Origin of the sequence: Mesorhizobium sp. WSM4887, assembly GCF_029625865.1 — a bacterium.
In the GTDB taxonomy this organism is placed as follows: Bacteria; Pseudomonadota; Alphaproteobacteria; order Rhizobiales; family Rhizobiaceae; genus Mesorhizobium.
On record NZ_JARTVP010000001.1, the window covers coordinates 1394793 to 1408429 of the forward strand.

Annotated in this window: 13 protein-coding genes; 6 read left to right on the plus strand and 7 right to left on the minus strand. The window is 65.7% G+C overall.

Features of this window, described 5'->3' with window-relative positions; genetic code table 11:
• Window positions 1-4: 4 nt before the first annotated feature.
• The 3 genes from P9230_RS06720 to P9230_RS06730 are packed head-to-tail and all read right to left on the minus strand — an operon-like array spanning window position 5 to window position 2531.
• Window positions 5-1273: a CCA tRNA nucleotidyltransferase gene (locus tag P9230_RS06720; protein ID WP_095801680.1), complete on the minus strand. Its 1269-nt coding sequence runs from the start codon at window positions 1271-1273 to the stop codon at window positions 5-7.
• Window positions 1270-1902: a CoA pyrophosphatase gene (locus P9230_RS06725; RefSeq protein ID WP_127240243.1), complete on the minus strand. Its 633-nt coding sequence runs from the start codon at window positions 1900-1902 to the stop codon at window positions 1270-1272. Before P9230_RS06725 ends, P9230_RS06720 begins: the two co-directional genes overlap by 4 nt.
• A complete protein-coding gene (locus P9230_RS06730) occupies window positions 1902-2531 on the minus strand; it encodes a DUF1285 domain-containing protein (RefSeq protein ID WP_127240235.1) in 630 nt (209 codons plus the stop codon). The genes P9230_RS06725 and P9230_RS06730 overlap by 1 nt, the downstream gene beginning before the upstream one ends.
• 153 nt (window positions 2532-2684) lie before the next feature.
• On the opposite strand from P9230_RS06730, the gene P9230_RS06735 reads away from it, so the two are divergent.
• From P9230_RS06735 to P9230_RS06750, 4 genes are read left to right on the plus strand one after another with little or no spacing between them, the layout of a single operon-like run.
• The gene (locus tag P9230_RS06735; RefSeq protein WP_095801682.1) at window positions 2685-3689 is read left to right on the plus strand and encodes a MoxR family ATPase; all 1005 of its coding nucleotides are present in this window, start codon (window positions 2685-2687) and stop codon (window positions 3687-3689) included.
• Window positions 3689-4675 (plus strand): DUF58 domain-containing protein, encoded by a 987-nt coding sequence (locus P9230_RS06740; RefSeq protein ID WP_067326514.1) that lies wholly within the window; start codon window positions 3689-3691, stop codon window positions 4673-4675. The genes P9230_RS06735 and P9230_RS06740 overlap by 1 nt, the downstream gene beginning before the upstream one ends.
• Window positions 4672-7488, plus strand: coding sequence for a DUF4159 domain-containing protein (locus P9230_RS06745; RefSeq protein ID WP_278118018.1), 2817 nt, complete (start codon window positions 4672-4674; stop codon window positions 7486-7488). Before P9230_RS06740 ends, P9230_RS06745 begins: the two co-directional genes overlap by 4 nt.
• Before the next feature lie 3 nt (window positions 7489-7491).
• On the plus strand, window positions 7492-9579 hold the full coding sequence (locus P9230_RS06750) for a hypothetical protein (protein ID WP_278118020.1): 2088 nt from the start codon (window positions 7492-7494) through the stop codon (window positions 9577-9579).
• A 155-nt stretch (window positions 9580-9734) separates the two neighbouring features.
• On the opposite strand, the gene clpS is transcribed toward P9230_RS06750, so the two are convergent.
• From clpS to P9230_RS06770, 4 genes are all read right to left on the minus strand, one after another.
• Complete coding sequence (clpS, locus tag P9230_RS06755) at window positions 9735-10040, minus strand: ATP-dependent Clp protease adapter ClpS (protein ID WP_040989718.1); 306 nt, start codon at window positions 10038-10040, stop codon at window positions 9735-9737.
• Window positions 10041-10145: 105 nt separating this feature from the next.
• Complete coding sequence (locus P9230_RS06760) at window positions 10146-10487, minus strand: hypothetical protein (RefSeq protein WP_245433116.1); 342 nt, start codon at window positions 10485-10487, stop codon at window positions 10146-10148.
• Window positions 10488-10631: 144 nt separating this feature from the next.
• On the minus strand, window positions 10632-10880 hold the full coding sequence (locus P9230_RS06765) for a hypothetical protein (RefSeq protein ID WP_066994288.1): 249 nt from the start codon (window positions 10878-10880) through the stop codon (window positions 10632-10634).
• Window positions 10881-10920: 40 nt separating this feature from the next.
• The gene (locus P9230_RS06770) at window positions 10921-11223 is read right to left on the minus strand and encodes a hypothetical protein (protein ID WP_278087218.1); all 303 of its coding nucleotides are present in this window, start codon (window positions 11221-11223) and stop codon (window positions 10921-10923) included.
• 237 nt (window positions 11224-11460) lie between these two features.
• Here P9230_RS06770 and P9230_RS06775 point away from each other — a divergent pair, with 237 nt between their 5' ends.
• Together P9230_RS06775 and P9230_RS06780 are read left to right on the plus strand one after the other, a co-directional pair.
• Window positions 11461-12177 (plus strand): response regulator transcription factor, encoded by a 717-nt coding sequence (locus P9230_RS06775; RefSeq protein ID WP_066994281.1) that lies wholly within the window; start codon window positions 11461-11463, stop codon window positions 12175-12177.
• Window positions 12174-13583: an ATP-binding protein gene (locus tag P9230_RS06780; RefSeq protein WP_095781266.1), complete on the plus strand. Its 1410-nt coding sequence runs from the start codon at window positions 12174-12176 to the stop codon at window positions 13581-13583. Before P9230_RS06775 ends, P9230_RS06780 begins: the two co-directional genes overlap by 4 nt.
• Window positions 13584-13637 lie beyond the last annotated feature (54 nt).

Below are 13637 nucleotides of genomic sequence, written 5' to 3' on the forward strand. Positions count from 1 at the left end.
TGATCTAAGCCTCGAGTGCCTGCGCGGCGCGTTTGAGCAGCGCGCCGCGATCCATGGCGAATGCTGAATCCACCCATTCCCTTTCGAGATTCTTCAGCGTGGCGCCAAGCTTCGGGCCGGGCGCGGCGCCGAGTTCGGTCAGGTCGGCCCCCTTGATCGGAAAGCTCGGCTTTTGCCATTTCAAGGCGAAGCCGAGCAGGCGCGAGAAACCGCCGGCTTCCATCATCGCCTGATCGTCCTCGATGGCCCGTGTCCGCGCGGCGGCGAGCGCGAGCCGCAGCCGATCGACGAAGCCTTCGCGGTCGCCGAAATAGAGCTTTTTCGACAATTCCGTCTCGGTCGTCTTGGGTTCAGTCGGAACCGTCAGTGCCCAGTGTCGCAGGCGCTCCCCCTCGTCGGTCGAAAATCTCAGCCTTTCGGCAAGCGTCTTCATGCGCGCGGCATCCGGCGGAACGACGGCCTCCAGCCTGAGCAGCGGATCGGCATCCCAGCCGAGATCCTTTTCGGTCCTGACCAGCCCGTGGATGGCGTCGATGCCCCATTTCTCGCTCTCCGGCAGCACGGCGGTGAGGACACCGGCCTGGCGCATCCACAGCAGGGCACGCGATGGGTCGGGCGCCGAAAGCAGCTTCTTCAGTTCGGACCACACGCGTTCGGCTGACAGCCTGCCGAGCCCGTCCTTCAGCCTGGCGCAGGCCTTCAAGCCCTCGGCGTCCGGCCGGCCGTCGCCATACCAGGCGAAGAAGCGGAAGAAGCGCAGGATACGCAGATAATCCTCGCGGATGCGCGCTTCCGGATCGCCGATGAAGCGCAGCCGCCGCACCTCGATATCGGCGACGCCGCCGACAAGGTCGACGATGGTGCCGTCGGCTTCGGCATAAAGCGCATTGATGGTGAAGTCGCGCCGCGCGGCGTCGGCCTTCCAGTCGCGCCCGAAGATGACTTTCGCCCGCCGACCGTCGGTCTCGATGTCGGCCCGGAGCGTCGTGACCTCATAGGCCTTGCCGCCGGCGATTGCCGTGACCGTGCCGTGCTCGATCCCTGTCGGCACGGTCTTGAAGCCGGCTGCCTGGGCGCGGCGGATCGTGTCCTCGGGCACCGTCGTGGTGGCAATGTCAATGTCGGCCACCGGCTGGCCGATCAGCGCATTACGGACCGCTCCACCGGCCACCCGCGCCTCCTCGCCGCCCTCCTTCAGCGCGGCAAGCAGCTTCTGCAGATGCTTTTCGCCCAGCCAATCGGCCCTGCCCGAGAGAGACACCTCAGCGCTCACGCATAGAGCCTTTCATAGAGTGTGCGGATGATGCCGGCGGTGACGCCCCAGATCCGCTGGCCGCCATAGGGCATCTCGTAGAAGAACCATTCGAGGTCGTTCCACATGCGGCTGTCGCGCGCGTGGTTGACAGGGTCCATCAGGAAGCGCAGCGGCACCTCGAAGGCGGCGTCGACCTCGTCGGCGTTGAGCATCAGCGAAAAGCCCGGCCGCACCACCGAAAGCACCGGCACGATGCGGTAGCCGCTGCCGGAGACATAATCGGGCATGCGGCCGACAATTTCGATGTGATCGCGGTCGAGGCCGATCTCCTCGAATGTCTCCCGCAGCGCTGTGGCCTCAGGGGTGGGATCGGTCGGATCGATGGTGCCGCCGGGAAAGGCGACCTGGCCGGAATGGCTGCGCAGCTTCTCCGCCCGCTTGGTGAGCAGCACCGTGGCGCCGTCGGCGTGATCGACGACCGGGATCAGCACCGCGGCGTCGCGCAGCGGTTTTATATGCTTCAGCCTGGGATGCCCTGGATTGAAGCGGTGGTCGCCGAACTCGTCGCCGGATTGCACCTCGGCCTGGGCCGCTGCGCGGGCGCGAAAATCCGCGATCGAGAACGGCACCGGCGCCACCTGGTCCATCACGCGCTTAGCCGCTCGAGCTTGTCGGCCGACATGATCGGATAAACTTCGCCGCCGGAGCGGACGGCGAACATTGCCCTGCCGCAGACGTCGATCACCTCTCCATGCTCGACCAATTCGTACATCACCGGCCGTGCCACCAAGGCTTCCAGCCGCCCGCGCACCAGCACATAGGGCTTGAGCCCGCCGGTGGCGTCCTCGTCGACGAAGCGCAGCGGATGGCCGGGCCCGGCGGTGACCACGTCCCCGACATTGGTGCGGAACGTGATGATCTGGCCGTTGCCGGTCCCGGACACGTTCATCTCGACGGCGATGAAGGGCGCATCGGCGACGCGGATGCGGACGCGCTCCACCGGCGTCACCAGGTAGGTCTTGCCGTCGGCGTCCTTGCGCAACACGCTGGAAAAGAGCTGCACCAGCGGCATGCGCCCGATCGGCGTGCCGAGGTAGAACCAGGTGCCGTCGGCCCTGATCTCCATATCGAGGTCGCCGCAGAAGTCCGGATTCCAGCGCTCCACCGGAGCCGGCCCCTTGCCGGCGCGCGCCGCGCGCGAGATCAGCGCCTCCAGCCCGCGCGCCTCGGTGGCGCTGGTCAGGCCCTTTTCACCGGATTCTGTGCGATGCGTCATGGTCACGAAATAGTCACTGTTGTCCGGATTGTCAGCCTTGTCAGCCCAAGCCTGTGATTTAAGTTCAATCGCAAGCGCCGGGCGAGGCCGAATCGCGGCATTCTGCGAATCGAGAATGCAAGCCGGTATTTCCAACCACAAGGATCGAACGGCATGAGCGTGATGATCAAGGAAAGCCCGTTGAGCGACAAGGCGATGATCGAGCAGGCCGAGAAGGCGCTGTCCGACATCTCCAAGGTCCGCGACGCCGTAGGCCGCGTGATCTTCGGCCAGGAAGCCGTTGTCGAGCGCACGCTGGTTGCGCTGCTTGCCGGCGGGCATGCGCTCCTCGTCGGCGTGCCAGGCCTCGCCAAGACCAAGCTGGTCGAGACACTGGGCATCGTGCTCGGCCTCGATTCCCGCCGCATCCAGTTCACGCCCGACCTGATGCCGTCCGACATCCTCGGCTCCGAAGTCATGGAGCAGGATGAGCTTGGCAAACGATCCTTCCGCTTCCTCCGCGGGCCTATCTTTTCGCAGCTTTTGATGGCCGACGAGATCAACCGTGCCTCGCCGCGCACCCAGTCGGCGCTGCTGCAGGCGATGCAGGAATATCACGTCACCATTGCCGGCGTTCGCCACGACCTGCCCTCGCCCTTCCACGTGCTGGCGACGCAGAACCCGCTGGAGCAGGAAGGCACCTATCCGCTGCCGGAAGCGCAGCTCGATCGTTTCCTGATGCAGGTCGACATCCTCTATCCGGAGATCGAGGCCGAACGCCGCATCCTGCTCGAAACCACCGGCGTCGAGGAGGCCAAGGCCGACAATGTGCTGCAGCCAGCCAGGCTGAAGGAAATTCAGACGCTGATCCGCCGCATGCCGGTGCCCGAAAGCGTCGTCGAAGCGATCCTCAAGCTGGTGCGCTCGGCTCGTCCCGGTCAGGGGATTGCCGACACCGACAAGCATGTCGCCTGGGGTCCTGGTCCGCGCGCCAGCCAGGCGCTGACCCTGTGCGCCCGAGCACGCGCTCTATATGATGGCAGGCTGGCGCCGTCGGTCGACGACATCCGTGCCCTCGCCGAGCCGGTGCTGCAGCATCGCATGGCGCTGACCTTCGCCGCCCGCGCCGAAGGCACATCCGTGCGCGACGTGGTGGCGAAACTGGCAAAAGGCATCTGATGGGTCGAATAGGCGAGGTCCAGGCACCGGTTGCGACGCGCGACGCGCTCGCCCGTGGCCGGTTGCGGGCCTCTCTGGTGCCGGATCTGCTGGTCGAGGCGCGCCGCATCGTCAACACGGTGATCGCCGGCTGGCATGGCCGCCGCAAGCGCGGCATCGGCGAGAATTTCTGGCAGTTCCGCCCCTATGTCGAAGGCGATGCCTCGCGCATCGACTGGCGCCGCTCGGCCCGCGACGACCACACCTATGTGCGCGACCGCGAGTGGGAGGCGGCCCATACCGTCTGGCTCTGGTCGGATCCCTCGCCGTCCATGCTCTACAAATCCTCCGGAGCCGGCGTTTCCAAGGAATCGCGCGCGCTGGTGCTGGCGCTTGCGTTGGCCGAGCTCCTGTCGCGCAGCGGCGAGCGCATCGCCTGGCCGGGCCTCACCGACCCGTTCACCGCCCGCAACGGCGCCGAACGCATCGCGGCCCAGCTCAGCCATGCCGGCAACCTTGCGGCGAAGCCCGATCTCTCCACCATCCGCCGCTTCTGCGACATCGTCATCGTCAGCGACTTTCTCGATCCGGTCGAGGAGACCATGGCCTGGCTCGACGTGCTCGCCCGTCATGGCGTGCGCGCGCACCTGATCGAGGTTGCCGACCCGGCCGAGGAGACCTTCCCTTATGCCGGCCGCACCGAATTCACCGATCCCGAGACCGGCGACAAGCTGACCGCCGGCCGCGCCGAAACGCTTAAAGACGAATACCGCCTGCTCTATATCGCTCGCCGCCAGGAACTGGCCGGCTGGTGCAAGCGCCTCGGCTGGAGCTTTACCGTCAATCATACCGACCGCCTCGCCTCCGAGGCGCTCGTGCGCGTCCACATGGCGATGACCGCCGACAGCAGCCGTCCGGGACTGACCTCGGGTCATGCCGGGCTGACCGCCGGTGGCGGTCATGCCGGGCTGACCGCTGGCGGTGACGCCGGAAAGGCGGTCGCATGAGTTGGCTGCCGCTTTCCTTCGGCGCGCCGATGGTGCTGTGGGGGCTGCTGGCCCTGCCGGTGATCTGGTACCTGCTGAGGCTGACGCCACCCAGGCCGCGGACCGAGGTCTTTCCGCCGCTGAGGATCCTCGCCCGCGTCCTGAGGCGCGAGGAGACGCCGCATCAAAGCCCCTGGTGGCTGACGCTGCTTCGCCTGCTGATGGCCGCCCTTGTCGTCACCGCGCTCGCCGAGCCGATCTTCAATCCGCGCGAAAAGCTGCCGGCCGAGGGCTCGGCGCTCGCGCTGGTCATCGACAATGACTGGGCAAGCGCCGCCGACTGGGGCAAGCGCGTCGCCACCGCCGAGCGGCTGATTGCCGATGCAGGCTCGAACGGCGTGCCGGTCGTCATCGCCTTTACCGCCGAGAAGCCGAATGCCGAGATCGGCCCCTTCGATGCATCGGCCGCGCTCGACCGCCTGCGCGCGGCAAAGCCGCGTCCGATCCCGACCGACCGCCCCGCCGTCTATGCCCGCGTCGCAGCCACTTTGGAGCGCCTGCCCGGCGCCAGCGTCGCCGTGCTTGCCGATGGCCTTGCCGCCACCGGCGACGAAGCGGCGTTCAAGACGCTCCTGGAAAAGAATGCCGCGAGGCTGGTCTGGGCTACCTCGGACCGGCTCTCGCTCACCGGCCTGACCGGCGCCGACAATCAGGTCGACGGCTTCACGCTGACCGCCATCCGCGCGCCGGGCGACCCGGCGCCGGCGCAGATCACTGCGGGCGCCTTCGACGACAAGGGCCGCCGCATCGCCGACGCGACTCTGACCTTCGCGCCGGGTCAGGTCACCGCCACCGGAACGATGAAGGTGCCGTTCGAATTGCGCAACGACTTCGCCTCGATAGCACTCGACGGCGAGCACCAGGCCGGTGCCGTTCGCGTGCTGGACGAGAGCTCCAAGCGCCGCCGTGTCGGTCTGCTCTCGCAGGCCGAGGCAGACCAGGCGCAGCCGCTGCTGTCGCCGCTCTATTACATTCGCCGCGCCCTGCAGCCTTTCGCCGATCTGGTGGAGCCGTCGAGCGCCGATCTGGCCGATGCCATTCCGCAGCTTCTCGACCAGAAGCCGGCGATGATCATCATGGCCGATGTCGGCACCATCCCCGCGCAGGTCCGGCAACGGCTGGTCGACTGGGTGAACAATGGCGGCACGCTGGTGCGCTTTGCCGGTTCAAGGCTGGCCGCCGCCGGCAACGACGATGATCTCTTGCCGGTCCGGCTGCGCAGCGGCGAGCGCGCGCTGGGCGGCGCGCTTTCATGGACGACGCCGCAACCGGTCACCGAATTCCCGAAGAACGGCCCGTTCGCCGATCTCGCGCCGCCGAAGGAGGTGACGGTCAGCCGGCAGGTGCTGGCCGAGCCGACGCCCGACATCGTCGAGCGCACCTGGGCGACGCTTGCCGACGGCACGCCGCTGGTCACGGGCATGAAGAAGGACAAGGGAACGCTGGTGCTCTTCCACGTGACACCGGAGGCGACCTGGTCGAACCTGCCGATCTCCGGCAGCTTCGTCGAGATGCTGAGACGCATAGTGCAATTGTCGCGCAACCAGGGCGCCGCGGTCGCCAATGCCGAGGCGGCCGCCGCTTCGCTGGCGCCCTATCGCATGATCGGCGCCGACGGCGCGCTGGTGCCGCCGACACCCGATGCGCGGCCGCTCGTGCCCGCCGCCGGCCCGCTTCCGGTGACGCTGGAAAACCCGCCCGGCCTCTACGGTTCGGAAACCGGCGTTTTCGCGCATAACCTGCTCAACGCCTCGAGCACATTCACGCCGCTTGCTCGGCCACAGGTCTCGCTGCCGGTGACGGCCATCGCTTACGCCTTCGACGAATCGGAGAACCTGAAAGGCCCGCTGGTCACATTGGCCCTCTTGCTGATGGTGCTCGACACGCTTGCCGTGTTCTGGATGGGTGGGCTGTTCTCGCGCCGGCCGCGCCGCGCCGCCGCGACCGCCGCTGCCCTGCTGATCGTGTTCGGCGGGCTCTTCGGCCACGCCGACTTTGCCCGCGCCGATGATTCGAAGCCGGGCGATTCCCAGGCCATCGAGGACATTTCGAAAACTCGGATCGCCTATGTCATCACCGGCGAGCCCGGCGTCGATTCAATCAGCCGCGCCGGCCTCGAAGGCCTCACCCGCTTCCTGATCGAGAAGACCGCGCTGGAACCCGGCCCGCCGGCGGGCGTCGACATCTCCAAGGACGAACTGACCTTCTATCCGCTGATCTACTGGCCGATCGACGCCACCGCGCCGATGCCCAGCGAAGCCGCGATCGCCCGCATCGACGCCTATATGCAGCAGGGCGGCACGGTTCTCTTCGACACGCGCGACCAGTTCTCCAACGGCATCGGCGCCGGCTCGGCAAGCCCGGCCACCGAGCGGCTGCGCGATATTCTCGGCAATCTGAACGTGCCGCCGCTGGAGCCGGTGCCCTCGGACCATGTGCTGACGAAGTCCTTCTTCATCCTTCCCGAGTTTCCCGGCCGCTTCAACGGCAGTCCGCTCTGGGTCGAAGCCTCGCTCGATGCCAGCAACACCGAGAACCGTCCCGTGCGCACCGGCGACGGCGTCTCCCCGATCATGATCACCGGTAATGATTTCGCCGGCGCCTGGGCGGTCGACGAGAACGGCGATCCGATGCTGCCGACCGTGCCGCCGGATCCGATGCAGCGCGTCTACGCGCTGCGCGCCGGCGTCAACATCATGATGTACATGCTGACCGGCAACTACAAATCCGACCAGGTGCATGTGCCCGTCCTGCTCGAACGGCTGGGACAGTAGTTCATGAACTGGTCGATCTCCTTCGAGCCGCTCGTTTCCTGGCCGCTGTTCTGGGTCGTCATCGTGCCGCTCGCGCTGCTCGCGCTGGTCGGCCTGTGGTTTCGTCAGCGCGGCTCTGTCCTGCGCTTCATCGCCCTGCTTGCGCTGGGCGCGGCACTGCTCAATCCCGTTTTCCTCGACGAGGAACGCGAGGCATTGAAGAGCGTCGTCGCGGTCATCGTCGATCGCAGCCAGAGCCAGGACATCGGCGACCGCACCAAGCAGACCGACGAAGCGCTGAGGGGCCTTCAGCAGCGCCTCGGCCGCTTCAAGCAATTCGACGTCCGCGTCGTCGAGGCCGGCAAATCCGAGGCCGCCGATGAGCGCACGGAAACCAGGCTGTTCGGCGCGCTGGAAAGCGCTTTCCGCGATGTGCCGCCCTCGCGCATCGGCGGCGCCATCATGATCACCGATGGCGAGGTGCATGACGCGCCAGCCGGCGCTCCGGAATTCAACGCGCCGCTCCATGCGCTGATCACGGGCAACGAGCACGAGAAGGACCGCCGCATCCGCTTCGAGAACGCGCCGCGCTTTGGCCTCGTCGGCAAGCCGCTCGACATGAGCTATCGGGTGCTTTCCACCGAAGGTCAGGGCGGCCCGGTCGACGTGCGGGTCTCGGTCAATGGCGAGCAGGTCTCTGTCGAGCATGCGACCATCGGTCAGCCGATGAAGCTTGAAGTCACCATTCCCAACGCGGGCCGCAACATCGTCCAGCTTTCGATCGACCACGAGCCGGGGGAGTTGACCGACACCAACAACCGCGCCATCGCGCTGGTCGACGGCATTCGCGATCATCTGCGCGTGCTTCTGGTCTCCGGCGAGCCGCATGCCGGCGAGCGCACCTGGCGCAACCTGTTGAAATCCGACGCTTCGGTCGACCTCGTCCACTTCACCATTCTGCGACCGCCGGAAAAGCAGGACGGCACGCCGATCAACGAGCTGTCGCTGATCGCCTTTCCGACGCGCGAGCTGTTCGTCGAGAAAATCAAGGACTTCGATCTGATCATCTTCGATCGCTATCAACACCGCGACGTGCTGCCGATCCTCTATTACGACTACATCTCCGAATATGTCGAAAAGGGTGGCGCGCTGCTGATTGCCGCCGGCCCCGAATATGCCGGCGAAAGCTCCATCGCCCGAACGCCACTGATGTCGGCCCTGCCCGCGATGCCGAGCGGCGAGGTCGTCGATAAGGCCTTCTATCCGCGTCTCACCGATCTCGGCCAGCGCCACCCGGTCACGCGCGGGCTCGACGGCTCCGCCGCCGATCCGCCGCGCTGGAGCCGCTGGTTCCGCACCATCGGCGTCAAGAATCCCGAGGGCGCGGTGGTGATGAAAGGGGCCGACGACCGCCCCCTGCTTGTGCTCGACCGCAAGGGCGAAGGCCGGGTCGGCATGCTGCTTTCCGATCAGGGCTGGCTGTGGGCGCGCGGATTCGAAGGCGGCGGGCCGCATGTCCAGCTCTATCGGCGCATCGCCCATTGGCTGATGAAGGAACCCGAACTTGAAGAAGAGCGGCTGACCGCCGACGGCCGCGGCATGGTGCTGGAAATCCGCCGCCAGACGATGAGCGACGATCCCGGCCCCGCCCAGGTGATCACGCCTTCCGGCAAGACGATGACGGTCAAGCTGGAAAAAGCCGAACCAGGGATTTTCACGGGCAGCCTGCAGACCAGCGAGATCGGCCTCTATCAGGTCGGCAACGGCGACCTCACCGCGCTTGCCCATGTCGGCCCGATCAATGCGCCTGAATTCGCCGATGTCGTTTCCACCGAGGACAGGCTGAAGGCACCGGCCGAGGCGACCGGCGGCAGCGTGCGCCGGCTCGCGCCATCCTCCATGCTTGGCGATCTTGCCGGCGGTGTGGCATTGCCTTCGATCGTACCTGTCCGCTCCTCGGGGGCGGCATCGGGGAACGATTGGATCGGGCTGCGCACCACCGACGACAGCACGCTGAAGGCCGTCTCGCGCGTGCCGCTGTTCGGCGGCTTCCTCGGCCTCGGCTTGCTGCTCCTGGCCATCGGCTCGATGTGGTATCGAGAAGGAAGGTAGAGCCTTTTCCTTCTCCCCCTTCCGGGGAAACGTGCCCGAAAGGGCGGATGAGGGGCGGCGCGCAACAATCAAATACGGCGCTTGCCCCCACCCTCACCCTGCTCGGCCGGCGGCCTCGCTTTCCCTCTCCAGGACACGGGCGAGGCAGAGCCGCCCTACTCTTCCGGCTCGGTCGTGAACAGCAGCGGATAGCCCTTGGCCTTACCGGCGTCGGTTGCTCGCGCGGCCTTGGTCTCGGCAACGTCGCGCGTGAAGACGGCGACCACGCAGACGCCGCGCGTATGCGCGGTGATCATCACGCGATGCGCCTGATCCTCGCTGAGCTTGAACTCGCCTTTAAGCACCGTCACCACGAACTCCCGCGGCGTGAAGTCGTCATTGACCAGGATGACCTTGTAGAGCTTCGGCCGCTCGGTCTTCGGCTGCGTCTTGGTACGCGGTTTAAGGACGGTCTCAGGCATTGGAATTCACCAGTTGGAAACTGGGTCTGGCTTGCACTTCCTCAGGCAGGGAAGCATTTGTCCATTTGTCCGCTGGAGAGCGGAGAATCGAGGGACGATGAAGGCTTATGTGGGATAGCGCTGTTTGCGCTTCAACGCCCCTGCCGACCGATCGTGCGACGCACCGTCGTCCATGTTGGAACCGCGCTCCATGAACGCGCCAATCATCCAGGCGGCGATGCCGATCAGCGTCGCGCCCGTCAGCACGATCAGGACCCAGCTCTGTGCCGGCGTGATGTAGTCGAAGCTCGATGAGATGGCCGGCGCGAAAAGTTCCGGCTCGGTCCTGCCGCTGGCGGGATCCGGCACTGGGCTGGCTGTTAAGATGATCAGCGCTCTTGCTGCCGCGGTGGCAACCAAGCCGCCGAGAGCCAGCGAGCGCATCATGGACGAAAGCCGCTTCTTCATGCGGATTGTCCTACGGCACCGGCATTGCGATCGGGTTAAGGAAGTGGCGCGGCGCAAGCTGCCGGTGTCAGGATTCGGCCGCTGGAAGCCGCCCCGGCCGGTTTCGGCCGGAGCGGTCTTGAAAGATCGGGATCGAAGCCTGGATTAGGACTTCTTCGCGTCCTTCTTCGGGGCCTTCTTGACCGGGCACTTGTGGGTCTTGGTCACCTTGCAGGCCTTCTTGGCGGCGACCTTCTTCGGAGCGGTCTTCGCCGTAGCGTCAGCGGCCGGAGCCGTGGTCGTGGTCGAGGCGGCCGGAGCGGCGGTCGTCGTGGCGGCGGCGTTGCTGACAGCCGGCATCGAGAAAGCGAGAGCAACAGCGAGGCCGAGGGCGGAGAGGAGGGACTTTGTCATGGCTTCATTTCCTTTTTCATGCGGGTCGAGGAGTTGAGCGTCACTGAACCGGGTCGATCGGTGTCACTCCAAGCAGCTTCAAAGCGTTTGCGAGCATCCGGATGCCCTGCGCCTGTTTCTTGGCAGCGCAGAACCGGTTTCCCTTTCTTTGAAGTGCCTTCGCCGCGGTGACCTGCGTTGCCGCGGCATGGGTTTCGAGGGCTTCGTCAACTTGACGGTTGAGATTGGTGCAGCGCTCGGTCCGGGTCAGCGGCGTTACCTTTGCGTTGGAGGCCCCGATTGCGGCTGTGATGAGCGACATGCTAAGCAAAGCACCCATCGCGCTGATCCAGAACCTCTGCATCGGTCTTGCCCGTTACTCCGGAAACTTGCGTCGCAGCCGATGACCTGACCGCCACGGCAGCAGTTATGCCCTTGAAATTTTTCACGAGTTTTTCCCGAGTGTAGAATTTTGTTTCTGAATTGTTTCTGGGGAAGCCATTCCGTCCCACGTCGCCGCCACTGGCCAAGATGTGGCCCGAATTCTATCGTGTGGGTGATCACAGAAGGGCAGCTTGGCTACACAAATCGCGGGGTTCTCGTGAAATCCGACTCGCACATACTGATCGTCGATGACGACAAGGGCATACGCGACCTGCTTCAGGAGTTTTTCCAGAAGCGGGGGCTGCGCACGACAGTGGCCGCCGACGGCACCGAGATGGAGTCGATCCTGCGCCGGGCGCAGGTCGACCTGATCGTGCTCGATGTGATGCTTCCCGGTAAAAGCGGGCTGGAACTGTGCCGCGAGATCCGCGCCAATCACACGACACCGATCATCATGCTGACCGCGGTGACCGAGACGACGGATCGCGTCGTCGGGCTCGAGATGGGGGCTGATGACTATGTGCCGAAACCCTTCGATCCGCGCGAATTGCTCGCCCGCATCCGAGCGGTGCTGAGGCGCAACGGCACGGCCGAGCCGCGCCGGCCCACAGCCAAGCAGATCTACCGCTTTGCCGGCTGGACCATGGATTGCTCGCGCCGCCGGCTGACGGCGCCCGACGACGTGCGGGTGGAACTGACGATGGCGGAGTTCAACCTGCTGCAGACCTTCGTCAAGAGCGCGCAACGCGTTCTCACCCGCGAGCAGCTCATCGAGTTGTCCGGCGGCGACACCGGTTACAGCTTCGATCGCAGCGTCGACATCCTGGTCAGCCGCCTGCGCCGCAAGATGGAGGACGATCCCAAGACGCCGAAACTGATCTTGACTGTTCGCAGCGGTGGCTATCAGTTTCTGCCCGAAACGACCTCCGAATGAGACGCTTGCTGCCGCAAACCCTGCCTGTCTGGGTTCTGCTCATCGTCATTGCCGGCCTGATGATCAGCCAGGTCGCGACGCTTTATATCGTGGCGCGCGACCGCGCCGCCGCCAACGATGTGGTTGATCTCTATCGGCTGAACGACCGCGCCTATTCGCTGGTGCAGCTTATGCATGACGCCACGCCTGAAGAACGCAAGACGACCGCTTCCGGTCTGTTCAATGCCACCTACGCATTGACCGTTTCGGACACCCCCGCCGTCACTTCCTCGATCGCCGGCGATGACCAGCTAGCCGAGTTGGAGGACATCCTGGTCGGCCGCCTGTCCAAGTTCGGCATCACCGACGCGCGTGTGCGGCGCGATCCGGCAACGCAGGAAGCCGATGTCCCGGACGGCCAGGTGATGAACAAGGATGTCGGCCAGGTCGAACGCGATCTGCTGGTGCTGGCCGCGGATTTCGCCCAGAGCGACAAGCTGACGGCGTCGCTGCGCTTTTCCGACGGCCAGTGGCTGAACTTCACCGAGCCGATCACGCCGGCTGGGCCGATCCTGAGTTGGGACAGCCTACCGCTCTATTCGCTGATAGCGGGACTGATCATCGTGATGTCGATCTGGTCGCTGCGCCGGCTGACCGCACCCTATCGCATGATGGAGACCGCGGTGAACCGCATCGGCAAGGACCTCAAAAGCCCGCCCATCGCCGAGACCGGCAGCCGCGAAATCCGCGCCGCGGCAAAGGCGGTCAACGCCATGCAGATGCGCCTGCGCGACTATGTCGAGGACCGCGAGCACCTGGCGGCGGCACTGGCGCATGATCTGCGGACGCCGCTGACCAGGATGCGATTGCGTCTCGAGCTGCTGCGCAAATCGCCGGCCCGTGAAGCGCTGGCGCATGACCTTGCCGACATCGAGAGCATCGCAAGCTCGGTGATCGACTTCGCCAAATTCGAGGTCACCGAGGAAAAGGCCGAGCGGATCGACTTCTGGTCGCTGGTGGAGGCGGTCGCCGACATGTTCGAGGACGCTTCGTTCGACGAGGACGCCACGCCGTCGCGCGGCCTGGTCTGCATCGCGCGGCCGGTGGCGCTGCGCCGCTGCATCACCAATCTAGTCCAGAACGCCGTCACCTATGGCAAGAAGGCGCATATCGGCGTGCAGCGCTCTGGCGATACAATCACGCTCAGCATCCGCGATGAAGGGCCGGGCATTCCGCAGGCAAAGCTGGATCAGGTGTTCGGTTCCTTCGTGCGCCTCGAACAGTCGCGCAACCGCGAGACCGGCGGGCTCGGCCTCGGCCTGACCATCGCCCGCAACATCGCCCGCGGCGCCGGCGGCGAGATCAGCCTTTCCAACCATCCCGGCGGCGGCCTGCTGACGGAGCTGCGCCTGCCGCTGGCAGCTTGAGTCAGCAAGCGCTTTCCCGGCTGCTCCAGAGGACTGGATCAGCCGCGCCATCCT